This is a genomic window from Paenibacillus sp. Mc5Re-14 (genome assembly GCF_001049835.1).
GTDB classification, from domain to species: Bacteria; Bacillota; Bacilli; order Paenibacillales; family Paenibacillaceae; genus Paenibacillus; species Paenibacillus polymyxa_C.
This window is the reverse complement of sequence record NZ_CVPD01000001.1, coordinates 356,589-377,635: the sequence shown is the minus strand read 5'-3', so window position 1 is coordinate 377,635 and position 21,047 is coordinate 356,589. Positions and strand designations below refer to the sequence as shown.

Genomic DNA, 21,047 nt, shown 5'->3' with positions numbered 1-21,047 from the left:
ATTTATTTCAGATGGCAAACCGTATTTTGATCGTGGACGATGCTGCATTTATGAGAATGATGATTCGGGACATCCTGTCCAAAAATGGATTTGAAGTAGTAGGAGAGGCCCAGGATGGATCACAGGCCATTGAAAAATTCAAGGAGCTTCGTCCGGACCTGATTACGATGGATATCACGATGCCTGAGATGGACGGCATTGCCGCTCTGAAGGAAATCAAACAAATTGACCCGAATGCAAAGGTTATCATGTGTTCCGCGATGGGTCAGCAAGCTATGGTAATTGATGCCATTCAAGCTGGCGCAAAAGATTTTATCGTTAAGCCATTCCAATCGGATCGGGTTATCGAAGCCATCAACAAAACACTGGGTGTGTAAGGCGCATCCAGTATGGATACACAACAGGGTGCCTCTGACGCTTTGAGTACATCCAGCAATATAGGAAACATTGCTTGGGTCCTTTTCGTGCTAATCTTTATCATCGTACTGATCGTGTACTTGATACGGTTTTTGAGTAAAAGAAATCAGAGCTGGTTCAGCAACCGCTCCGTTCGCATACTGGGAGGCGTGGGGCTTGGCCCCAATAAATCCCTTCAGCTTGTTGAAATTGGTAGCAGTGTGTACCTCATTGGTGTGGGAGAAGATATCCGGCTTGTTGACAAAGTATCCGATCCTGAAGAAGTGGAGCAAATTTTGGCCGCACTGGAGCAGGAAGCTTCTCTGCAGCGCGGCCCAATTGCCCCGCTATTCGCTAAAATTGCGGATAAGCTTCGCCGGAACAACGCGGCACAGCAGCAGCAAACTGAAGAGGAAACATCTTTTCATGAGATGTTTGAATCCAAGCTTCGGCAGATGCCGAATCGCAAGGATAAACTTGAAAAGTTGCGCAATGAGGAGAATACTACAGATCGGTCGGGAGATTCATGAGAAAAAAGATTATACTAGCATGTTTGCTGCTTGTCTTGTTCAGCTTCATTTCGGTGACGGCGGCCTCTGCGGAACCGATTCCGAACATTGATATTCAAGTCGGCAATTCGGACAAAGGACAGCCCGGTGCCACCTCGCTGTCTATTATTTTACTTATTACTGTCATTAGTGTAGCGCCCGCGTTGCTTGTACTTATGACAAGTTTTACGCGTATCGTGATTGTACTTGGCTTTGTGCGAACTTCACTGGGAACTCAGCAGATGCCGCCTAATCAGGTGCTTGTTGGACTAGCCTTGTTTCTCACCTTATTTATTATGGCGCCGACCTTCTCAGCTATGAACGAAACTGCGCTTCAGCCGTATCTCAAGGGGGATATAACACAGTCTCAGGCACTAGATAAGGCATCGGTACCGATTAAGACTTTTATGTTCTCTCATACACGTGAGAAGGATCTACTGCTCTTTATGAAATACACCAAGATGGAAAAACCAAAAAACTATCAAGATATTCCACTAACGGTGATGGTTCCGGCATATGCAATCAGTGAGTTGAAAACAGCATTTCAGATGGGCTTTATGATTTTCATACCATTTTTAGTTATAGACATTGTAGTGTCTAGTACACTCATGGCTATGGGGATGATGATGCTACCACCGGTAATGATCTCGCTTCCTTTTAAAATACTACTCTTTGTACTTGTAGATGGTTGGTATTTGGTAGTCAAATCATTACTTCTGAGTTTTAATACATGAATACTTTCTGCAAGGACAGCAATCAAGGAGGACGGCAATGACTTCGGAGTTTATTATTTCCCTAGCTGGGCAAGCGGTGTACATTGTACTCAAGGTGAGTGCTCCGATGCTGATTTTGGGGCTAGTCGTGGGTTTGATCATCAGTATTTTTCAAGCGACAACTCAAATTCAGGAGCAGACACTGGCCTTTGTTCCGAAGATTGTCGCCGTATTGCTGGCATTGCTTTTGTTCGGGCCCTGGATATTGACCACATTAGTGGACTTTACGTATAACATTCTGGACAATTTGTACAAATATATAGGTTAGGCTGAAAGTTATGAACATATTGTTGCAGAGTTTTCCTGTTTTTTTGCTGATTTTTTGTCGGATTACCTCGTTTTTTGTAGTAGCGCCTATTTTTTCAACCCGAGGGGTACCTAATATCTTTAAGGTGGGAATTTCAGGATTTCTAGCTTTGGTCGTGTATCTTACTTATGGTACGCATCAACAGGTGCCGACCGATGTAGCGTATGTGCTGTTAGTAGGGCGTGAGGTGCTGATTGGGTTGTTGTTGGGGTTTACTGCATATTTGTTCATGACAGCGATCCAAACCGCAGGTTCATTTATAGACCTACAGGTGGGGTTCGGAATGGCCAGTGTATTTGATCCCATGACAGGGGCTTCAACGCCTCTTACGGGTAATTTCAAGTTCGCCATAGCTGTATTGTTCTTTTTGAGCATAAACGGGCACCATCATCTGCTAAACGCTATTTTATACAGTTATGATTGGGTACCACTGACCAATGATTTTTTTATAAAGCTGTATGGTGGCAGTGTAACTGAATTTCTGGTACGTTCTTTTGCGGAATCATTTATGTTGGCCTTTCAAATTGCTGCTCCCATTGTAGTAGCGACCTTTTTAACGGATGTGGGACTCGGCTTTTTAGCTAAAACAGCACCGCAATTTAACATTTTTGTCATTGGTGTGCCGCTTAAAATTATTGTGGGATTGTTCATGTTATTGCTTCTCATGCCAAGTTTTGCTTTTATATTCGAAAGATTGTTTTCTGTGATGTTCGAATCCATGCGCAACTTGTTGGATATTATGGGTAATCGTCCTTAATGTCTGGTCTGGAGGAACGTAGTTTGTCATTTAAATATGCTATGAACCTGCAGTTGTTCTCAGGGGAAAAAACGGAAAAAGCTACACCCAAGAAGAAACAGGATGCAAGACAAAAAGGGCAGGTTGCCAAGAGCATGGAGTTGCCCGCTGCTGGTGTCCTGCTGGTTACGTTTTTTTGCCTCATGATTTTCGGCGGGTATTTTAAGGATCATGCGGTCCGCTTGTTTCGGGATATTTTTATGAATCGTCTGTCTATGGAAGTGACACCGAATACAACGCTGCTGATGATGGGTGAGTATGGTGTGCAAATCTTGATTATGCTGGCTCCTATTTTTGTTGGTGCCATTGTCATCGGAATAGCAGCGAATTACATGCAGATCGGTTTTTTATTAACCGGAGAGGGCATTACACCCAAGTTTAGCAAGATTGATCCGATTAAAGGCTTTAAAAATATTTTTTCCATGAGGTCATTGGTTGAATTCCTGAAATCTGTTTTAAAAATGACTGTAATTGGTTATCTGGTGTACAGCGTACTTTGGAAAACAAAGGCTGACCTACCCAAACTAGCTGAGATGTCCGGCGACCAGATGTTGAGTTTTACGGCTTCATTAACAATGGAACTGGGACTCAAAATTGGTGTGGTGCTGTTCATTTTAGCGATATTGGATTATATGTATCAACGTTATGAGCATGAGAAAAATCTGAAAATGTCCAAACAGGACATCAAGGATGAATACAAGAAAATGGAGGGTGACCCACTGATCAAAGGGAAAATTCGCGAGCGACAGCGCCGTATGGCTATGCAGCGCATGATGCAGGAGGTTCCTAACGCAGATGTCATCATCACCAACCCTACGCACTTTGCTGTGGCTTTGAAATATGACGGTTCGGAGATGGAAGCGCCGCAGATTATTGCGAAAGGACAAGATTATGTCGCGCTCCGAATTAAGGAAATTGCCAAGCAAAACGGCGTTATAACGATGGAAAACAAGCCGCTGGCGCGGGCGCTGTTTCAAAGAGCCGAAATCGGGGATGCGATACCAGCTGATCTTTTTCAGGCCGTTGCCGAAGTGCTGGCGTATGTATATAAATTAAAAGGTAAAGTGAAATAAAGGGATCGGAGGCCAAGAGACCCGTGAAAATAAAAGATATAACCGTCCTTGCAGGCGTCATCGGTATCGTTCTTATGATGATTCTCCCGATCCCTTCATGGCTGCTGGATGTCCTACTCGTCATTAATATTTCTATTGCTTTAATGATTTTGCTCGTATCAATGAACACGAAGGAAGCTTTACAATTTTCTATCTTTCCTTCATTGCTGCTCATTACAACGTTGTTTCGTTTGGCACTCAACATTTCTACGACCAAACTTATTTTAGGTGAGGGTCATGCCGGCGAAGTAGTTGCTACGTTTGGTAGCTGGATTGCAGGCGGCCAAATTGCCGTCGGCTTTGTTGTCTTTCTCATTCTTGTGGTCGTACAGTTCATTGTTATCACCAAAGGATCGGAGCGGGTAGCAGAAGTGGGCGCCCGGTTTACATTGGATGCGATGCCAGGTAAACAAATGAGTATTGATGCTGATTTGAATGCAGGTCTGATTAATGAGCAGCAAGCCCGTGAACGACGCAGTAAAATCGAACGGGAAGCGGATTTTTACGGAGCAATGGATGGTGCGAGTAAATTCGTTAAAGGCGATGCGATCGCCAGTATTATCATTTTGATCATTAACCTGGTGGGCGGCTTTATTATCGGTATGGCCGTTCAGGGAAAAGGATTTCAAGAAGCGCTGTCAACGTATTCTGTACTCACGATCGGTGATGGATTGGTTAGCCAGATTCCCGCGCTGCTCATATCCACGGCATCAGGCTTGATTGTTACGCGGGCTACGTCGGATGGCAACTTAGCAGAAGATTTAACCGGACAGCTCTTTTCATATCCAAAATTGATCTACATAGTGGCTGCCACCATTGCATTATTGGGCCTTTTCACGCCTATTCATATCATTACAACTCTTCCACTTGCGATTCTATTATTTTTTGCAGCGCGAAGAATGCAGAGCAATATGGAACGCAAGCAAATTGCTGATGAACAGCTGGAGGAGGAGCAACAAATCGAAGAGGTGCGTAGTCCGGAAAGTGTCATTAACTTGCTTCAAGTAGATCCGATTGAATTTGAATTTGGGTACGGGTTGATTCCGTTGGCGGATACACAGCAAGGCGGTGATTTACTGGATCGGATTATTATGATTCGCCGTCAATGCGCCTTGGAGCTGGGGTTGGTTGTGCCGGTCATTCGTATTCGGGACAACATTCAGCTCAAGCCTAACGAATATGTAATTAAAATTAAAGGCAATACGGTAGGCGGCGGAGAACTGTTGTTGAATCATTATCTGGCTATGAGTCCGGGATACGACGACGACTCTATTACAGGGATTGAAACGACAGAACCGGCTTTCGGATTGCCTGCACTCTGGATTGACGAGAACACCAAGGATGTTGCTGAGCTGTCAGGTTATACGGTAGTTGATCCACCTTCAGTTGTAGCTACTCATCTAACAGAGACGATCAAGAAACATGCCCATGAGTTGCTTGGCAGACAGGAAACACGTTCGCTGGTTGACAATCTCAAGGAGAATTACCCAGTGCTGGTGGACGACCTTATTCCTTCTGTGCTTGCGATTGGGGACGTACAAAAAGTGTTGGCCAAGCTGTTGAAAGAAAAAATCTCTATACGCGATATGGTGACTATATTCGAGACACTGGCTGACTATGGTACTTATACAAAAGATCCAGACGTGCTGACTGAATATGTTCGTCAAGCGTTATCACGTCAGATTACGCAGCAATTTGCACAGCAGGGAGAAACGTTGCGCGTTATTACTGTGGGACCAGGATTGGAGAAGAAAATTGCTGAGAGCGTGCAGCAGTCGGAGCAAGGTAGCTATTTGGCTCTTGATCCGGTGTCAACGCAAACGGTGTATCAAAGGATGATGGAGCAAATCAACCGCCTCATTCAATCTGGACAGCAGCCTATTGTGTTAACGTCACCGACAATACGTATGTATTTGCGGCAAGTGATGGAGCGGACGATGCAGGATGTCCCGGTGCTGTCGTACAGTGAGCTGGAGCCGAACGTTGAAATTCAAAGTGTCGGGGTGGTGAACTTATGAGGGTGAAACGATATGTAGTGGATACCATGCCAGAAGCCATGCTGCAAATCAGGGGTGACTTAGGAACAGATGCCGTCATTTTAAGTACAAAGGAAGTGAAGGTCGGCGGTTTTATGGGGATGTTCAGTAAAAAGAAAATTGAAGTGGTTGCTGCAGTTGAGGAGCAGCAACCTCCAAAGCCTCGGCGGGCTGAACGCTCGTCACACCAGCTTGCCCAGGCTTCTTCGCCTCTAATGAACACCCCTGAGAAGCCGGAAAAACCATTAGTCCCTGTGGTCCCCAGACAAGCAGCTCCAGAAGCTTATCGACGGGTTACACAACAGATAGCCGGTAGTTCCAAAGAAGGACAAGCTGAATTAACGGTTAATACAGAACAAGCTGCATCAGCAACTGAGCATTTGTCGCCTAGGTCTGCTAATAACCTGGAGACTATATCTCAGGCATTTGATCAAGAAATATTGCTTTCGAACCTGAAATCATCCAGTGAGCTGCATAAACGGCCAATCGAAGCAAGTGTTCCAGACAAGAGTGGAGCTGAGGAAAATCAGGCTTTGCTTAATGAATTACGGGAAATGAAAGCGATGATGACTCGGTTTTCCAGAAACTCTTCGATGGAAAGTACTTGGCCGGAGGCGCTGCAAGAGATTTGTGAGCATGTGTTGGAACAGGAAGTGGAACGTGATTTACTGGAATATTGGATCGAACAGGTATATGTCCGTCGAAGTGAGCACCCTTTTGCACCTGAAACTTTTGATTGGGAACAAGCCTTTCGTGAGGAAGTGACCAGTTTTATACAGACAAGACTGGATAAAGGAATTTCCCAAGATACCAAAATTGTGTATGTTGCAGGCCCTACCGGAGTAGGAAAAACGACAACCATTGCGAAGTTGGCTGCGGAACAGTTGTTCAAGCATCATCGCAAAGTTGGATTTATTACTTCTGACACGTACCGAATTTCAGCCGTCGAGCAACTGCGTACATATGCAACGATTTTAAATGTACCGCTTGAAGTTGTGCAATCTCCCGGTGACGTCCAAAGAGCTATTCAACGTCTGGAGCATTGTGACTTGATCCTCATGGATACTGCTGGGCGAAATTATCGTAATGAACTGCTTGTATCAGAACTGCAAAGTCTGCTTTCACCTATTAATGAAAGTGAGACGTATCTGGTACTCAGCCTGACATCCAAAAGCAGGGATATGCTCAATATAACTGGACATTTCAGTAAGTTTGGCCTTGGTAAGGTTGTATTTACCAAGATGGATGAGACAGGCAGTTGTGGCGGAATGTTTAATCTTTTGCACCAGTTTCCGATGCAGTTGGCCTATATTACTAATGGACAAAATGTTCCTGACGACCTGCTTCATCCCGATGCAGAAATGGTGACAAATATGCTGCTTGGAGCCAAAGGATCATCAGGAGTTAACGGAGATTCCATATGAGTGATCAAGCCCAATCACTTAGACAAATGGCTTCATCCTTGGATAAGTATCGATTACCCCCACGTAATCGTCACGCAAAAATTATAACGATTACCAGTGGTAAAGGCGGGGTGGGCAAATCCAATTTTACGCTGAACTTTGCTTTGGCCCTGCAATCTCTTGGTCGAAAAGTACTTGTGTTTGATGCTGACATCGGTATGGCTAATATTGATGTGTTGATGGGGGCCCACTCACAATACAATCTTCTTCATCTGTTAAAACGTGAAAAATCAATTGATGAAATTATTCAAACGGGTATAGGTGGTTTGCCTTATATTGCTGGAGGCTCAGGCTTAAGCGAACTGTTTGCATTATCAGATGAGAATCTGAATTATTTTGCTGAAGAAGTAGAAAAAATGGCAGCTGACATGGATTATATTCTTTTTGATACAGGTGCAGGTTTATCCAAAGAAAATCTTAAATTCATCACTTCAGCTGACGAATGTATGGTAGTAACCACCCCAGAACCGACGTCCTTAACAGATGCGTATGCATTAATTAAAGTCGTCAACGGGTTGCAGAAAGATACGGTATTCAAAATTATAGTCAATCGTGCCGATAACGATAATGAGGCCCGTCAAGTTGCTGATAAGATCGCACTTGTTGCGAAACGCTTTTTGGAGATCGAAATCCCGCTGCTTGGACATATCAGTGATGATACTCATGTCATGCAGGCAGTCAAAAGACAAGTACCTTTTATGGTTGCTTTTCCGGGATGTACGGCTTCAAGAGATGTACTGAATCTGGCACACCGTTTTGCAGCAATGCCACAGGTTCCACAATCAGGTGCATTGAGTGGAATTAAAGGATTTATGCAAAAATGGTTGCGGCGTTCTATGCATTGATTTTTGATGAGAGGAAACAGGGGTGTTTAACATGTGTGCTTACCGGGTGCTGGTTGTAGATGATTCGGCCTTTATGCGCAAAATTATTACAGATCTAATTGTAAGGGATGAGTCGTTCAACATCGTAGGTACAGCCGCCAATGGCAGAGAGGCTGTAGAGAAAGTGAAAGAATTGCAGCCTGATTTGGTCACCATGGATGTCGAAATGCCTGAAATGAATGGTCTTGAAGCGTTGCCACTGATTATGGCAGCCCATCCGCTACCTGTCATTATGCTGTCAGGCATCAATGAACAAGGCATGAAGGAGACCATCATGGCTTTGGAGGCAGGGGCTTTTGATTTTATAAGAAAGCCTTCCATTGCTCATGCGCAAGATATTGAGCAGGTGAGCAAGGCATTGCTCGAACAGATGCATACTGCTATGCAAGCAGTACGCAGCCGCTTGGAGCGCAAGGAAGCTAATGAACGCAAAGCTGCATTGGAACAAGCGAAAAAAAACGCCAATGGAAAAGCCACCTGGACAGGCTGTGACTGAGAAACGAGCTGGAAGTCAAGCTTCGACAGACAAGCCTCCTGTTGTTCCGCTTGCTTCTCCACCTGCTGCATCGGCTCAGCCAAAGAAAGATGCTGGGAAGTCCGTCCCAACAGCTGCCAAGCAGGAAACTAAAAAACAGCTGTCTGGAACAGCTGCTACAGCTGATCGCATAGACAAGCCAGCTGTTCAGCCAAGGAAACCAGTGCAAGCACCTCATGTGCAGAAGAAAGAAGACTTGTCCATGGGTACGGGAATAACGTCGGGACAACTGAAGAGCTCTGAGCCGACCGCTGGCAAATCGATGCAGGGTAAGGATAAAGCAGGGTTGGTCAAGCCGGAATCACGGAAGACGGTAACTTCATCAGCTTCTTCCACTCCTGCGGCTACACCGCCTCCAGTAACAGCACCTACAGTTCCAGCCGCACCAAAGGGATTGTCACTTAAAAAAGGTGTACACACGTCCAGCTTTCGAAAACTGGTGGCGGTCGGATGTTCTACGGGCGGACCACGGGCGCTGAAGACACTGTTGGAGCGCATTCCTGGGGATTTTCCAGCTCCAATCGTTATCGTTCAGCATATGCCGCCAAACTTCACTCGTTCGCTAGCCCAACGGTTGAATACGTTGAGTCCACTACGAGTGGTGGAGGCTGAGCAGGGGATGACGCTGGAGACGGGAACAGCCTACATCGCTCCAGGGGGATATCAGCTAAGAATTGTGCCTGGAGCCGGTGGTAAATACACTGTGTCACTGAAGATGGAGGAGGCTCGCAATGGTCACCGTCCTTCCGTAGATACGATGTTCGAATCACTGCTCTCGTTAACCTCGCTGGAAAGACATCTAGTATTGCTTACTGGAATGGGGAGCGACGGGGCTAAAATGATGAAAAAGCTTTATGACGCTGGGGTTCAATCCACATTTGCTGAAAATGAGGAGACTTGTGTAGTGTACGGAATGCCCCGCTCAGCAGTTGAATTAAAATGTGTGCGCCACCTTCTGCCAATGCAGGAGATCGCCCCCAAGCTTGTACAAGTTGTGAAATAATCGGAGTGTAACTCATGGAGGAGGTGTCTCACAATGGACATGAACCAATATTTAAACATGTTTATTGATGAGTCGAATGATCATCTGCAATCTCTTAACGAAAATATGCTTCAACTGGAAAGCAACCCAACCGATCTAGGCATCGTTCAGGTGATTTTCCGTTCTGCCCATACCCTCAAAGGAATGGCTGCTACGATGGGGTTTGAAGACCTGGCATCGCTCACTCACCAAATGGAAAACGTTCTTGATCTGGTACGTAACAACAAGCTGGCGATGCATGAATTTATATTCGATACCTTATTTAAAGGTTTGGATGCCCTGGAATCCATGGTGCAGCACATTACAGAGGGAGGCGATGGAAAAGCGGATGTCTCCTCTATTGTATCTTCATTACAATCCATCGTGAGCGGGGATTTCCTAAAGTCCGGCTCAAATGCCGCCACTGAGGAGTCTCCTTCTACAAAAGCGGGCACTAACGATAGTGCTGGATTGGTTCTGGACCAATTCCAGTATTCTGTACTGGAGCAATCGATTTCAGAAGGGCATCGTGTTCACTATATACAGGTAACAATCAGTTCAGAGAGCCAGCTGAAGGCAGCACGTGCCTTTATGGTATTTAACACATTGGAAAACTCTGGTGAAATTGTCAAGGCCTATCCATCCGTACAGGATATCGAGCAGGAAAAATTCGAACAAAGCTTCTCGTTATATTACATAACGCAGAAAGAAGTTGGGGAGCTGGAAAAGGAAATCGCGGGTATCTCTGAAATTGACACTGTCTCAGTGGTACAACTGGATCAGGAATCCCTTAAACAAATGAGCGAAGTTACTGCTGGACTCGCTGAGACAGCGGCGGTACAGGAAGCACCAGTTGCCGTGCAGCCAACCGTTCCATCCCAGCCGCAGTCTTCAGCTGCGGCCTCTGTCGCCAAGCCAGCTGCAGGTAAAGCGCCAGCAGCCAAGGCGGCTGCTCCTACGCACAACCGTACGATTCGCGTAGATATTGAACGTCTGGATGTACTTATGAATTTATTCAGCGAGTTGCTCATTGACCGTGTGCGTTTAGAACAGTTAGCCAGTGAGGCTTCCAATCCAGCACTGACAGAAACGGTTGAGCATATGAGTCGTGTGAGCAGTGATTTGCAAAATGTTGTTCTTAAATTGCGGATGGTGCCTGTAGATACTGTTTTCAACCGTTTCCCGCGTATGGTTCGCGATCTGGCCAAGTCGCTGGATAAAAAACTGGAATTGGTTATTACTGGAGCAGAGACTGAAATGGATCGGACTGTTATCGACGAAATTGGCGATCCTCTGGTGCATTTGCTTCGTAACTCCGTGGATCATGGCATCGAGTCAGTGGCCGACCGGATTGCAGCTGGCAAACCAGAAACTGGAACGGTTCAACTGCGTGCTTTTCATAGCGGTAATAACGTATTTATCGAGATTGAGGATGATGGGAACGGGATTAACCGTGAAAAGGTACTAAACAGTGCTATTTCCAAAGGGATTTTGACAGCAGAACAAGCAGCTTCAATGACCGACGAGGAAGCTTATCAAGTATTGTTTGCTCCAGGCTTTAGTACAGCTGCAGTCATTTCAGACGTATCAGGACGCGGTGTCGGTCTGGATGTTGTTAAATCCAAAATCACTGCTTTGGGTGGTAATGTTACGGTTCACTCCACATTGGGCCAAGGCACTAATTTCTCTGTACAATTGCCGCTGACTCTATCCATTATTGCAGCCATGATGATACAGATCGGTTCTGAAAAATATGCGATTCCTTTGTCTTCCATTGTGGAAACTGCGATAGTCAAACGTAAGCAAATCCGTTCTGTGCATGGCAATAAGATGATTGCTTTCCGCGATTCTCATATCCCGCTTATCTCCTTGAGTCAGCTGTTTGAGGTACCGGACTTCAACGAAGATGAAGAAGAAGAGACAGAGGTCGTGGTCATCCGTAAGGGAGACCGTCTGGCAGCTCTTTCCGTACAGGACTTTTTGGGACAAAGTGAAATCGTCCTTAAAAATCTGGGCAAGTATCTTCCAAACATCCAAGGAATTTCAGGTGCTACGATTCTGGGTGACGGTCAGGTTGCTTTGATCATTGACCCGAATGTTTTCATTAAATAATGTCTTCATTAAAAATGAAAGAAATGTGAGATTGCTGACATCAATAAGGAGGGTTTTTAGACATGGGAGAAGAAATTAAAGTTATCGTATTTAAGCTTGGTGAAGAAGAATACGGTGTTGAAGTAGAAAAAGTCCAATCTATTGAACGCATGGTGCCGATTACACGAGTTCCGAGAACTTACGATTTTGTTAAAGGCGTATTCAACATGAGAGGCGTGGTTATTCCGGTTATTGATCTTCGTGGCCGTTTTGGATTACCTGAAGCTGAATATACCGATCAAACCCGTATTATTATCGTTGCTGTGGGCGAAATGCAAGTCGGCTTTATCGTGGATTCAGCGAATGATGTAATTGACCTGAATACTGACAACATTGAGACACCACCGGAAGTGGTTGGCGGAGTTAAGGCGAAATACCTTCGCGGAGTTGCTAAAATTGGTGAAGAACGCCTGTTGATTATGCTGAACTTGTCCGAAGTTTTGAACCGTAGCGAAATGAACCAACTGGAAGGTTTAGAGGATTAATATATGGAAAATCTAGGAAATCTTGAAGACTTCAAGTTGGATGTATTGAAAGAAGTCGGCAACATTGGCTCGGGGAACGCTGCTACAGCGCTCTCCCGGCTTCTCAATAAACCAGTCGATATGGGTGTACCCAAAGTGCAAATGCTGCCCTTTGAGGAAATTGCGGACAAAGTCGGCGGAAATGAACAACTTGTTGTTGCAATATTTTTTAGAGTCGAAGGGGAAGCCCCTGGTAATCTATTCTTCATATTGCAACCTCAGGCGGCGAAAAGCTTACTTTCCCGTTTGGCGAATATTCCTTCGGATGACGAGGATAGCTTTAACGAAATGGAGCATTCAGCTCTGTCGGAGATCGGTAACATTTTAGCAGGCTCCTACCTTTCTTCGTTGGCGGATTTCACACGTTTATCCATGTATCCAACAGTCCCTGCGCTGGCACTGGATATGGCAGGAGCCATTCTCAGCTACGGACTGCTGCAGTTTGGGCAGATGGGGGATGCTGCTTTATTGATTGACACATCGTTTCTGGAAGGGCAGAATCAGATTGAGGGTCAATTTTTCCTGATTCCTGATCCAGAATCGTTCGGGAAAATCTTTAGGTCGTTAGGAGTCCCGATGAACGATGATTGAGGATAAAAGCATCATTAAAGTCGGCATGGCAGATTTAAATGTTACCAGCAACCCGAACTCGATTCGCACGACAGGACTTGGCTCCTGCGTCGGATTGACCCTCTATGATCCTCATTTGAAACTGGCAGGCATGGCACATGTGATGTTACCGTCCTCGGATATTGCGCGTGAAGGGCAGTTGAATATTGCCAAATATGCAGATACAGCACTGCCAGAGTTGTTGGAGCGAATGTTGAAACGGGGTGCTGAACGGCGCAGACTGATTGCCAAAATGGCAGGAGGAGCGCAAATGTTTGCCTTTGCGGGTAGCGGAGACACCATGCGGATTGGCCCGCGCAATGTAGAATCGTGCAAGGAAATGCTTGTAGATCTGGGCATTCCTTTAATTGCGGAAGATACGGGTGGCAATTATGGACGAACGATTGAGTTAAACTCTGAAACTGGCGTTTTGAATATTCGAAGCGTACAAAAAGGTGTAAAGGAATTATAAACATGTTATTTGGTAGCTTACGCATTAATCTTTGGTCTGGAGTAGTCGGATTTATTCTGACTTTTGTGTTGTCCGTTGGCAGCAATCTGCTGACCACGAGCTTAATTCGTGGCTTAATCGCCTTCGTTTTTTGGTTCCTACTTGCATTTGTGCTGCGCTGGACACTGGGTGTGGTAGCGCGGCCAGATCTGGGTAATGCCCAAGACCGGGCAAGCTCTCAGGTAGATGGCGTAGGGGGAAATCTGGACCTGACGACACCAGACGAAAATGAAAACCTGAATGAATTGCTGAAACCGAAACCAGAGCAGACGGACGAGGGGAATAATGGTTTCGCACCTTTAAACCCACCCAAGCTGGTTTCCAACAAGGACCCTGAAGAATTGGCCAAGGCCGTTCGTCACCTGACAGACAAATAAGGAGGGTGAAGCCGATGAACGAGCGAAAAGCCGCTCATTTGAACCATTCCGACCTGTGGGAGCAATGGAAAGAACACGGTGACAAGGAAGCGAAGAAACAGTTAATTGAAAAGTATCTTCATATTGTGGAGTATGTGTCGGGCCGTCTTGCAGTAGGCTTACCTAAAAATGTATCCAAGGATGATCTGGCGAGCAACGGTGTTATGGGTTTGATTGATGCTTTAGAGAAATTTGATTATGAGCGTGGTTTGCAGTTTGAGACTTATGCTTCTTGGCGTGTTCGTGGAGCAATTTTGGATGGCCTTCGTCAAGGAGATTGGGTTCCTCGTTCAGTTAGGGAAAAAGCGAAAAAAATTGAAGACGCCTACCAGCATCTAGAACAAAGATATTTACGCACAGTAAGCGACGAAGAGATGAGTCATTATTTGGACGTCTCCGAGAAAGAGTTTCAAAGTATGATCCAGGAGGTCGCCGTGATGTCGATTGTTTCACTGGAGGACCCGATCCGCGAAGAAGAGTCGGAAACACGGCTTTCCCTGTTGGTGGACGAAAAGGCGAAAAATCCGGACCATAAGGTCAATGAATTCACACTTCGTGATGCCTTGGCACAAGGCATTGATAAATTAACTGAAAAAGAGCGTATCGTTGTTTCTTTATTGTATTACGAGGATCTGTCACTCAGCGAAATTGCTGAGGTCATGTCACTTTCTCCTTCGCGAATTTCTCAGTTGCATTCCAAAGCAATATTACGTCTGAGAGCGACACTGGACAAACAACGGGATTTGCTAATGCGTAAAGATTAACGTACGGGAGGTTACAGTAACAGTTAGACGGAAGGAGCACCCATGTGGAGAAGCAGTATGCTTTGGATCAGTTTTTAAAAGTGGTTGTCTCACCTGACAAACAATCCGCCTACTTGGAGTTTGCCAAACGTGAAGAAGGCTTTGCCTGTTCTGTGCAAGAATTAGAACGTTTTCTAAGCAACCAAAAAATATCCTACGGTGTAATTACCGATGCAATTCGCACATTTGCGGCAAATCCGGAAGATCATTTCTTCGGGAAATTACTGATTGCTCAAGGAAAGCAGCCGATTCATGGTACAGATGGGAAAATAAATCTGGCCGATATTGTGACCGGTGAAGATGCACATAAGCCACTTGAAACTGTGGATGGACGGGTGGATTATAAAGAATTAACTCGTTTAAGAAATGTAAAACGTGGACAACTGATTGCCGAACGGGTGGATCCTCTGCCAGGTGTACCAGGGATTGCTGTAACCGGAGAGGAAATTCCTTTTCTTCCAGGTAAAGAGGCGCGTTTTAAAGTTGGCAAAAATGTAGTGATCCATCCGGAAGGCGTTGCGATGTATGCGGCTATTGATGGTTTAGTGACTACAACTGAAAAGGGCAAGCTTAATGTGTTCCCTGTGTATGAAGTGAATGGGGATGTCGATTATAGCGTCGGTAACATTGATTTTGTTGGAACCGTCGTCATTCGCGGGAATGTCTTGACAGGTTTTCGCGTTCGGGCGGCTGGTGACATTCGTGTCATTGGCGGTGTGGAAGGCGCTGAAATTGAGGCGGATGGCTCAGTGGAAATCAGCGGGGGTATTATCGGATACCATAAAGGATTCGTGAAAGCTGCACAAAATGTGAAATGCTCGTTTATACAAGATGGTAACGTGATCGCGGGAGCCGATGTACTTGTATCCCAGAGTATCATGCATTCCCAGATCAAAGCGAGTAATAATGTAATCTGCGAAGGGACAAAAGGGCTTATCGTAGGTGGCAGTGTACAAGCTGGTAAAAAGGTAGTGGCTCGTACCGTCGGTAATACGATGTCCACAGCTACCAATATTGAAGTGGGTGTGCTTCCCGAACTGCGTGATGAACTGACAGAACTCCGTGCACGGTTGAAGCAACAGACAGCCAGCCAGGATAAAACGAACAAGGCTCTCACGATATTGGATCAGCTAGCGGCTGCCGGACAGCTTGCACCTGACAGAATGGCTATGCGAATCAAGCTGACATCTACTAAAAAATCTAATGAACAGGAACTTTTGGAAACCAAGTCCAGAATGCTTGAAATAGAACGAACTTTAGAAGATACGAGCCGCGCCCGGGTAGAAGTGAAAAATGTGATTTATGGTGGCTCTAAGATAGTTATCGGCAGATATACAAAATTTATTAAAGATTCTTTGGAAAGAATGGCGTTTTATTACCATGAGGGAGATATCAGCATGTCCTCCTACATGTAATTCATTACACTGATAATAATTCAATTTATTATATTTCTCGGTAGTCTGATACGGATGCCCAATCGGAAAGGGTGTGGTCCAATGAGCTTGAAGGCTGTTGAATTGCAAATTGCTGTACCTCGCACTAGTGAAGCAGGGAAATACCATAGTGAGTTTCAGCAGCGACCGATGAATGACCAGGCATTACTTGGACAAAAGACTGCGCTGGAGACGGAGAACATGCGTCAGCGAAGCGGTGCCATAGACCAGTCTGCAGAAACATTCGTCGGTGAGAGGCAAACAGGTGAGCAGAGTAGAGATTCTTCCCAGCAGAGTCGCTCCCGCTCAGATGAGACTGAGCTGCCTAAGGAGCATCCGGCAGAGCATCCGTATAAGGGACATCATATTGATTTTTCGCTCTGATCCGATGGGTGGAGAAGCGTTATAAAAGGAGACGATGGGCAGTGGATCAACCATGGATTTATATTGTTCTGCTGGGAGCCGCAGCTGTTGTCTACGCCTGGCTTATGCCAAAGCGCCAGCCAAGCCGGGGAACAGAAGAGGCCGTCGTTCAAAAGGTTGAGGCTACATTGGAGCAATATATGGCCGATATTGAAAACGACAATGACGAGTTGATTGAACTCGTATCTGGTATGAAGCAGGAGCACGCGGTTAAGCAGGCAGCATTACAGGAGCAAGTAACTGAGCTTCGGAATCGTATTGTGGAGCTTGAGCGTCAGGCAATGCTTGCTACCGTCTCTATGCCAATCTCAGATTCAGAAGCTTCTATCGTAACTTTGGAGGAGCAAACGGCATTGCAAGAGCCTCAAACTGAGCAGGAACAAGAGTCCATCCGAGATCGTTATCAAGAGTTGTTCGCGATGCATGAGCAAGGCAAGTCGGTGGATTATATAGCCAAGCAATCAGGCATCCAGCGGGGCGAAGTACAGCTCATATTACAACTCGCGGAACGGGAGGATGTGACATGATCAAAAACCGCTCATTTATGTTAGGCATGGGTACGGGGCTTATAATGGGGGCATTGTTGTTGCAACTGGCAATAATTGGTCAGGGGCAGTCACAGCAATCTTCGACAGACCCGAAAAACATGACGCGAGAACAACTAGAGAAGGCAGCAGCCGAGTTAAATCTTCAGATCAGTGACAGTTCTGATCCGAAAATGACAGAAGAGGAATGGCGTAATAAGCTGATCAAGGAAGGCAACAAGACTCCCGTTGCACCTCAAAAGGCTAAACCAGCTCAAACGCCTTCAACACCAAAGGTACCTGCAAACAGCACATCCTCGGCTGCTTCTAAGCCTTCGACTAGCACGTCGGTACCACAAAGTCCAAACAAGCCACAAACTCAAAGAGCTGGCACTACAACCACTCCCGATATTCCCAAGCAGCCTGCCACCCCACAAGTGCAATATAGCATTGCATCGGGGAGTAATTTAAGAAGTGTGGCATCTGGATTGGAACGGGCTGGAGTCGTATCGGATGCTAGTGCATTTGAGGCAGCAGCTAAGGCTAAAAAAATCAATACCAAAATTCGTACAGGCACCTATCAGTTTGCTAAAGGTGAGGATTTCAGTTCTATTATTACTAAAATAACGAAGAAGCCGTCCAACTGACCTAATCGGAAGAGGACGGCTTTTTATTTTTTTCGATGCGAATAAAGAATTTTCTTAGTGTTTAGTTCAAAAGCGGGAATGACCCCCCCATAATGGCTTACAACATAGTCTATTGCAATTCAGAGCTAGTGGACATAAAAAAAGACCCCTGAAGAATTCAAAGGTCATCTCATGGCGGCTTACACTAAGATGTATTGTTAAAACTGCCCTCAATCCGGATCAATGTAGCTCTAGCGAGGAGGGGGCATTATCGCCTTAATTCTCGGGTATAAATATTTGCCGAAATCCGGCCGTCATGAGGCGCCGCATCTGGACGTCATCGGCATGTGCCTCGCGCCGATCGCCTTCTCCATCCTGGCGTATGGTGTAAGCGAAGGCGGCACCAGCTGGTCCAAGGCTTCGACGATCACGGGCTTGACCATCGGCGGCATTGCGCTCATCCTTTTCATCTTCGTGGAACTGGCACAGAAGCAGCCGCTGCTGGAACTGAAGGCGTTCAAATCGTCTGATTTTACACGCAGCATCATCTTGACGTGGATCGTACAGCTCGTGTTGTTCGGCACAATGCTGATCGTACCCCTGTACCTGCAAGGCGTCATGCACTACACCGCCCTTGAAACCGGCTGGATCCTGATGCCTTATGCGTTATGCGCCGGAATCGGCAACCCGATCAGCGGCCGGCTGTTCGACAAAATCGGCGCGCGTCCGCTCGCCTTCGCCGGTCTTGCCGTCCTATCCATCTCTCTATTCATCTTGTCCAATATATCTGTGGATCCTTCGCTCTGGGTTATTATCTTATGCATCTGCACCATGGGTCTCGGAATGGGCCTCTCCATGATGCCGCTCAACACGCATGTTCTGAACTCTGCACCTCGCCGCCTGGTGAGCCGAGTCACACCATTGACAACAGCAGCTCAGCAAGTTGTTCTCTCGTTCGCGGTCGCGGGTCTGACGGGTTATCTGACGTCGCAAATCACTTCCCACACCGCAAATGCGGGAGCGGACGCGAATCCGCTGAATGCTGTCGTTACGGGTTATGGCAATACGTTTTTCCTATCCGCGTGCCTTACGACTGCGGGTGTAGCTCTGTCGCTCCTTTTGCGTAAACCGCAGCAGCAGGAAGAAGGTACCGCCGACGGGGACAACCCGGACCCGGCGATGATGGGTCACTAATCGCGAATCGGTACGATTTTATTCGTGTGCAAAAAGCCTTGGCCGTTAGTCGGTCAAGGCTTTTTGCTGGTACGCCCAGCATGGCGTCGTCTATATATAAAAGACTAGCACAGATGCGGCTAATAGGGTACATATTGGAACTATCCTGCCCGTTCAATGCAATGCGAGAGTCTAACACTTTATTTTCACAAACATTTTGCTAAGAAGCCAGGCAGATGGAAGTGTACGGACGTTTTTCACACGGTTTCGACTATTGTCGAAAAGCTGGTTGCAACGCTGCAAGTGTTATGGTATATTAATTGACGGTGTTAAAAACGCACGTCGGTTAATTTTATAGAGGGTGCTTCCAAGTAGGAAGTCTTTATAAAAAATGATGTCGGCGGAGGACACACAAAAAAACCAAACTTAGGAGGTGCGTGAAGATGGCAGTAATCTCCATGAAACAGCTTTTGGAAGCTGGGGTTCACTTTGGTCACCAAACACGTCGCTGGAACCCGAAAATGGATCGTTATATCTTCACTGAAAGAAACGGTATTTACATCATTGACTTGCAAAAGACAGTGAAAAAGGTTGAGGAAGCTTACAACTTCGTAAAAAGCATTGCAGCTGAGAATGGTACAATCCTGTTCGTAGGCACGAAGAAACAAGCACAAGATTCCGTTAAAGAAGAAGCAGCTCGCGCTGGTCAATTCTACATCAACCAACGCTGGTTGGGTGGTACACTGACTAACTTCCAAACCATTCAAAAACGTATTGATCGTTTGAAACAATTGGAAGCTTGGGAAGAAGATGGTACATTTGCTGTTCTTCCTAAAAAAGAAGTTATCATTCTTCGCAAAGAAAAAGATCGTCTTGAAAAATTCTTGGGCGGTATCAAAAACATGAAGGGCCTTCCAAGTGCTCTGTTCATCATTGATCCGCGCAAAGAACGTATCGCGGTTGCTGAAGCTCGCAAATTGGGTATCCCAATCGTAGGTATCGTTGATACAAACTGCGATCCAGACGAAATCGACTATGTTATCCCAGGTAATGACGACGCGATCCGCGCTGTTAAATTGCTGACAGGTAAAATGGCTGATGCAGTTATGGAAGCTAACCAAGGCGAAGAAACTACAGCATAATATTTCCGATCGGAAATACCTATACGAATTAAATGAAAAGGGTGGTTGGTAGGTGGAAAACCTCTCACTACCCTTTTTTTAAGGAATAAAGCTCGTATATACCACTGAAAATTAAATTTGGAGGGAAATAATATGGCAGTTAATGCTAGCGCAGTAAAAGAGCTTCGTGAAAAAACAGGCGCAGGAATGCTGGATTGTAAAAAAGCGCTTGAAGAAGCAAATGGTGATTTGACAAAAGCGGTTGAAGTTCTGCGTGAAAAAGGACTTGCAGCTGCAGCCAACAAAGCAGGCCGTATTGCTACTGAAGGCGTTGTTGAATCCTACATCCATGCTGGCGGCCGTATCGGCGTGCTGGTAGAAGTAAACTGCGAAACAGACTTCGTAGCGAAAACTGACCAGTTCAAAGATTTTGTTCGTGACATTGCAATGCATATCGCTGCATCGAACCCTCGTTATGTTCGTCGCGAAGAAGTGCCACAGGAAGAGATTGAAAAAGAAAAAGAAATCCTGAAAGCACAAGCTTTGAACGAAGGTAAACCAGAAAAAATCGTTGAAAAAATGGTTGAAGGCCGCATCGGTAAATTCTACGAAGAATTCTGCTTGCTGGAGCAATCTTTCATTAAAGATCCAGACAAAACAATCTCCACACTGATCAACGAGAAAATCAGTACGATTGGTGAAAACATCTCCGTACGCCGCTTTGTTCGTTTCGAACTGGGTGAAGGTCTGGAGAAAAAAGAAGACAACTTCTACGAAGAAGTTATGTCTCAAGTGAAACAATAATTACCAACGATCGGTAAATGCATATGAATAAACAGAAATGGAACACATCAGTGTTCCA

22 protein-coding genes and 1 pseudogene are annotated in these 21,047 nt (G+C 45.8%); all 23 read left to right on the top strand.

Going from position 1 to position 21,047, the window contains the following annotated elements:
• The first annotated feature begins 11 nt into the window (after positions 1-11).
• The 23 genes and pseudogenes from BN1546_RS01580 to tsf all read left to right on the top strand — a co-directional run bounded on the left by BN1546_RS01580 (position 12) and on the right by tsf (position 20,989).
• The gene (locus BN1546_RS01580) at positions 12-377 is read left to right on the top strand and encodes a response regulator (RefSeq protein WP_013370687.1); all 366 of its coding nucleotides are present in this window, start codon (positions 12-14) and stop codon (positions 375-377) included.
• Between the two features lie 12 nt (positions 378-389).
• Positions 390-926 (top strand): flagellar biosynthetic protein FliO, encoded by a 537-nt coding sequence (locus BN1546_RS01575; protein ID WP_090735508.1) that lies wholly within the window; start codon positions 390-392, stop codon positions 924-926.
• Positions 923-1,678, top strand: a complete 756-nt coding sequence (gene fliP, locus BN1546_RS01570; protein ID WP_013309901.1) for a flagellar type III secretion system pore protein FliP — start codon at positions 923-925, stop codon at positions 1,676-1,678. The genes BN1546_RS01575 and fliP overlap by 4 nt, the downstream gene beginning before the upstream one ends.
• Before the next feature lie 37 nt (positions 1,679-1,715).
• Positions 1,716-1,985: a flagellar biosynthesis protein FliQ gene (gene fliQ, locus BN1546_RS01565; protein ID WP_007430038.1), complete on the top strand. Its 270-nt coding sequence runs from the start codon at positions 1,716-1,718 to the stop codon at positions 1,983-1,985.
• Positions 1,986-1,995: 10 nt separating this feature from the next.
• Entirely contained in the window at positions 1,996-2,781 is a 786-nt protein-coding gene (fliR, locus tag BN1546_RS01560; RefSeq protein WP_014599665.1) for a flagellar biosynthetic protein FliR, read from the top strand.
• Positions 2,781-3,893 (top strand): flagellar biosynthesis protein FlhB, encoded by a 1,113-nt coding sequence (gene flhB, locus BN1546_RS01555; RefSeq protein WP_090735506.1) that lies wholly within the window; start codon positions 2,781-2,783, stop codon positions 3,891-3,893. Before fliR ends, flhB begins: the two co-directional genes overlap by 1 nt.
• A gap of 23 nt (positions 3,894-3,916) precedes the next feature.
• A complete protein-coding gene (flhA, locus tag BN1546_RS01550; RefSeq protein WP_013370691.1) occupies positions 3,917-5,950 on the top strand; it encodes a flagellar biosynthesis protein FlhA in 2,034 nt (677 codons plus the stop codon).
• On the top strand, positions 5,947-7,392 hold the full coding sequence (gene flhF / locus BN1546_RS01545; RefSeq protein ID WP_013370692.1) for a flagellar biosynthesis protein FlhF: 1,446 nt from the start codon (positions 5,947-5,949) through the stop codon (positions 7,390-7,392). The genes flhA and flhF overlap by 4 nt, the downstream gene beginning before the upstream one ends.
• The gene (locus BN1546_RS01540; RefSeq protein ID WP_013370693.1) at positions 7,389-8,276 is read left to right on the top strand and encodes a MinD/ParA family protein; all 888 of its coding nucleotides are present in this window, start codon (positions 7,389-7,391) and stop codon (positions 8,274-8,276) included. Before flhF ends, BN1546_RS01540 begins: the two co-directional genes overlap by 4 nt.
• Positions 8,277-8,307: 31 nt before the next feature.
• A pseudogene (locus tag BN1546_RS01535) lies at positions 8,308-9,853 on the top strand (chemotaxis protein CheB).
• Between the two features lie 33 nt (positions 9,854-9,886).
• Entirely contained in the window at positions 9,887-11,983 is a 2,097-nt protein-coding gene (locus BN1546_RS01530) for a chemotaxis protein CheA (protein WP_090735503.1), read from the top strand.
• Between the two features lie 62 nt (positions 11,984-12,045).
• A complete protein-coding gene (locus tag BN1546_RS01525) occupies positions 12,046-12,507 on the top strand; it encodes a chemotaxis protein CheW (RefSeq protein ID WP_013370696.1) in 462 nt (153 codons plus the stop codon).
• Between the two features lie 3 nt (positions 12,508-12,510).
• Positions 12,511-13,137: a chemotaxis protein CheC gene (locus tag BN1546_RS01520; RefSeq protein ID WP_013309909.1), complete on the top strand. Its 627-nt coding sequence runs from the start codon at positions 12,511-12,513 to the stop codon at positions 13,135-13,137.
• Positions 13,130-13,627 (top strand): chemotaxis protein CheD, encoded by a 498-nt coding sequence (locus BN1546_RS01515; RefSeq protein ID WP_090735500.1) that lies wholly within the window; start codon positions 13,130-13,132, stop codon positions 13,625-13,627. Before BN1546_RS01520 ends, BN1546_RS01515 begins: the two co-directional genes overlap by 8 nt.
• A 2-nt stretch (positions 13,628-13,629) precedes the next feature.
• A complete protein-coding gene (locus BN1546_RS01510; RefSeq protein ID WP_013370699.1) occupies positions 13,630-14,043 on the top strand; it encodes a hypothetical protein in 414 nt (137 codons plus the stop codon).
• 14 nt (positions 14,044-14,057) lie between these two features.
• On the top strand, positions 14,058-14,846 hold the full coding sequence (locus tag BN1546_RS01505; RefSeq protein ID WP_025677638.1) for a FliA/WhiG family RNA polymerase sigma factor: 789 nt from the start codon (positions 14,058-14,060) through the stop codon (positions 14,844-14,846).
• Between the two features lie 44 nt (positions 14,847-14,890).
• Complete coding sequence (locus BN1546_RS01500; RefSeq protein ID WP_090735497.1) at positions 14,891-16,300, top strand: DUF342 domain-containing protein; 1,410 nt, start codon at positions 14,891-14,893, stop codon at positions 16,298-16,300.
• Positions 16,301-16,381: 81 nt separating this feature from the next.
• Positions 16,382-16,702, top strand: a complete 321-nt coding sequence (locus tag BN1546_RS01495) for a hypothetical protein (protein WP_058710527.1) — start codon at positions 16,382-16,384, stop codon at positions 16,700-16,702.
• Between the two features lie 41 nt (positions 16,703-16,743).
• On the top strand, positions 16,744-17,268 hold the full coding sequence (locus BN1546_RS01490) for a DUF6115 domain-containing protein (RefSeq protein ID WP_013370703.1): 525 nt from the start codon (positions 16,744-16,746) through the stop codon (positions 17,266-17,268).
• Positions 17,265-17,912, top strand: coding sequence for an endolytic transglycosylase MltG (locus BN1546_RS01485; protein WP_040101557.1), 648 nt, complete (start codon positions 17,265-17,267; stop codon positions 17,910-17,912). The genes BN1546_RS01490 and BN1546_RS01485 overlap by 4 nt, the downstream gene beginning before the upstream one ends.
• Positions 17,913-18,188: 276 nt before the next feature.
• Positions 18,189-19,085: an MFS transporter gene (locus BN1546_RS01480; RefSeq protein WP_255305247.1), complete on the top strand. Its 897-nt coding sequence runs from the start codon at positions 18,189-18,191 to the stop codon at positions 19,083-19,085.
• A 422-nt stretch (positions 19,086-19,507) separates the two neighbouring features.
• On the top strand, positions 19,508-20,206 hold the full coding sequence (gene rpsB / locus BN1546_RS01475; RefSeq protein WP_013309916.1) for a 30S ribosomal protein S2: 699 nt from the start codon (positions 19,508-19,510) through the stop codon (positions 20,204-20,206).
• A gap of 132 nt (positions 20,207-20,338) precedes the next feature.
• Positions 20,339-20,989 carry a translation elongation factor Ts gene (gene tsf, locus BN1546_RS01470; RefSeq protein ID WP_013370709.1) on the top strand — a complete coding sequence of 217 codons (651 nt, stop codon included), beginning with the start codon at positions 20,339-20,341 and terminating at the stop codon, positions 20,987-20,989.
• The last annotated feature ends 58 nt before the right edge of the window (positions 20,990-21,047 follow it).

What these genes read in the sequence shown, in the direction of transcription:
- BN1546_RS01580 (WP_013370687.1), top strand. Translation starts at nt 12, where the DNA reads ATGGCAAACCGTATTTTGATCGTGGACGATGCTGCATTTATGAGAATG.
- BN1546_RS01575 (WP_090735508.1), top strand. Translation starts at nt 390, where the DNA reads ATGGATACACAACAGGGTGCCTCTGACGCTTTGAGTACATCCAGCAAT.
- fliP (WP_013309901.1), top strand. Translation starts at nt 923, where the DNA reads ATGAGAAAAAAGATTATACTAGCATGTTTGCTGCTTGTCTTGTTCAGC.
- fliQ (WP_007430038.1), top strand. Translation starts at nt 1,716, where the DNA reads ATGACTTCGGAGTTTATTATTTCCCTAGCTGGGCAAGCGGTGTACATT.
- fliR (WP_014599665.1), top strand. Translation starts at nt 1,996, where the DNA reads ATGAACATATTGTTGCAGAGTTTTCCTGTTTTTTTGCTGATTTTTTGT.
- flhB (WP_090735506.1), top strand. Translation starts at nt 2,781, where the DNA reads ATGTCTGGTCTGGAGGAACGTAGTTTGTCATTTAAATATGCTATGAAC.
- flhF (WP_013370692.1), top strand. Translation starts at nt 5,947, where the DNA reads ATGAGGGTGAAACGATATGTAGTGGATACCATGCCAGAAGCCATGCTG.
- BN1546_RS01540 (WP_013370693.1), top strand. Translation starts at nt 7,389, where the DNA reads ATGAGTGATCAAGCCCAATCACTTAGACAAATGGCTTCATCCTTGGAT.
- BN1546_RS01530 (WP_090735503.1), top strand. Translation starts at nt 9,887, where the DNA reads ATGGACATGAACCAATATTTAAACATGTTTATTGATGAGTCGAATGAT.
- BN1546_RS01525 (WP_013370696.1), top strand. Translation starts at nt 12,046, where the DNA reads ATGGGAGAAGAAATTAAAGTTATCGTATTTAAGCTTGGTGAAGAAGAA.
- BN1546_RS01520 (WP_013309909.1), top strand. Translation starts at nt 12,511, where the DNA reads ATGGAAAATCTAGGAAATCTTGAAGACTTCAAGTTGGATGTATTGAAA.
- BN1546_RS01515 (WP_090735500.1), top strand. Translation starts at nt 13,130, where the DNA reads ATGATTGAGGATAAAAGCATCATTAAAGTCGGCATGGCAGATTTAAAT.
- BN1546_RS01510 (WP_013370699.1), top strand. Translation starts at nt 13,630, where the DNA reads ATGTTATTTGGTAGCTTACGCATTAATCTTTGGTCTGGAGTAGTCGGA.
- BN1546_RS01505 (WP_025677638.1), top strand. Translation starts at nt 14,058, where the DNA reads ATGAACGAGCGAAAAGCCGCTCATTTGAACCATTCCGACCTGTGGGAG.
- BN1546_RS01495 (WP_058710527.1), top strand. Translation starts at nt 16,382, where the DNA reads ATGAGCTTGAAGGCTGTTGAATTGCAAATTGCTGTACCTCGCACTAGT.
- BN1546_RS01485 (WP_040101557.1), top strand. Translation starts at nt 17,265, where the DNA reads ATGATCAAAAACCGCTCATTTATGTTAGGCATGGGTACGGGGCTTATA.
- rpsB (WP_013309916.1), top strand. Translation starts at nt 19,508, where the DNA reads ATGGCAGTAATCTCCATGAAACAGCTTTTGGAAGCTGGGGTTCACTTT.
- tsf (WP_013370709.1), top strand. Translation starts at nt 20,339, where the DNA reads ATGGCAGTTAATGCTAGCGCAGTAAAAGAGCTTCGTGAAAAAACAGGC.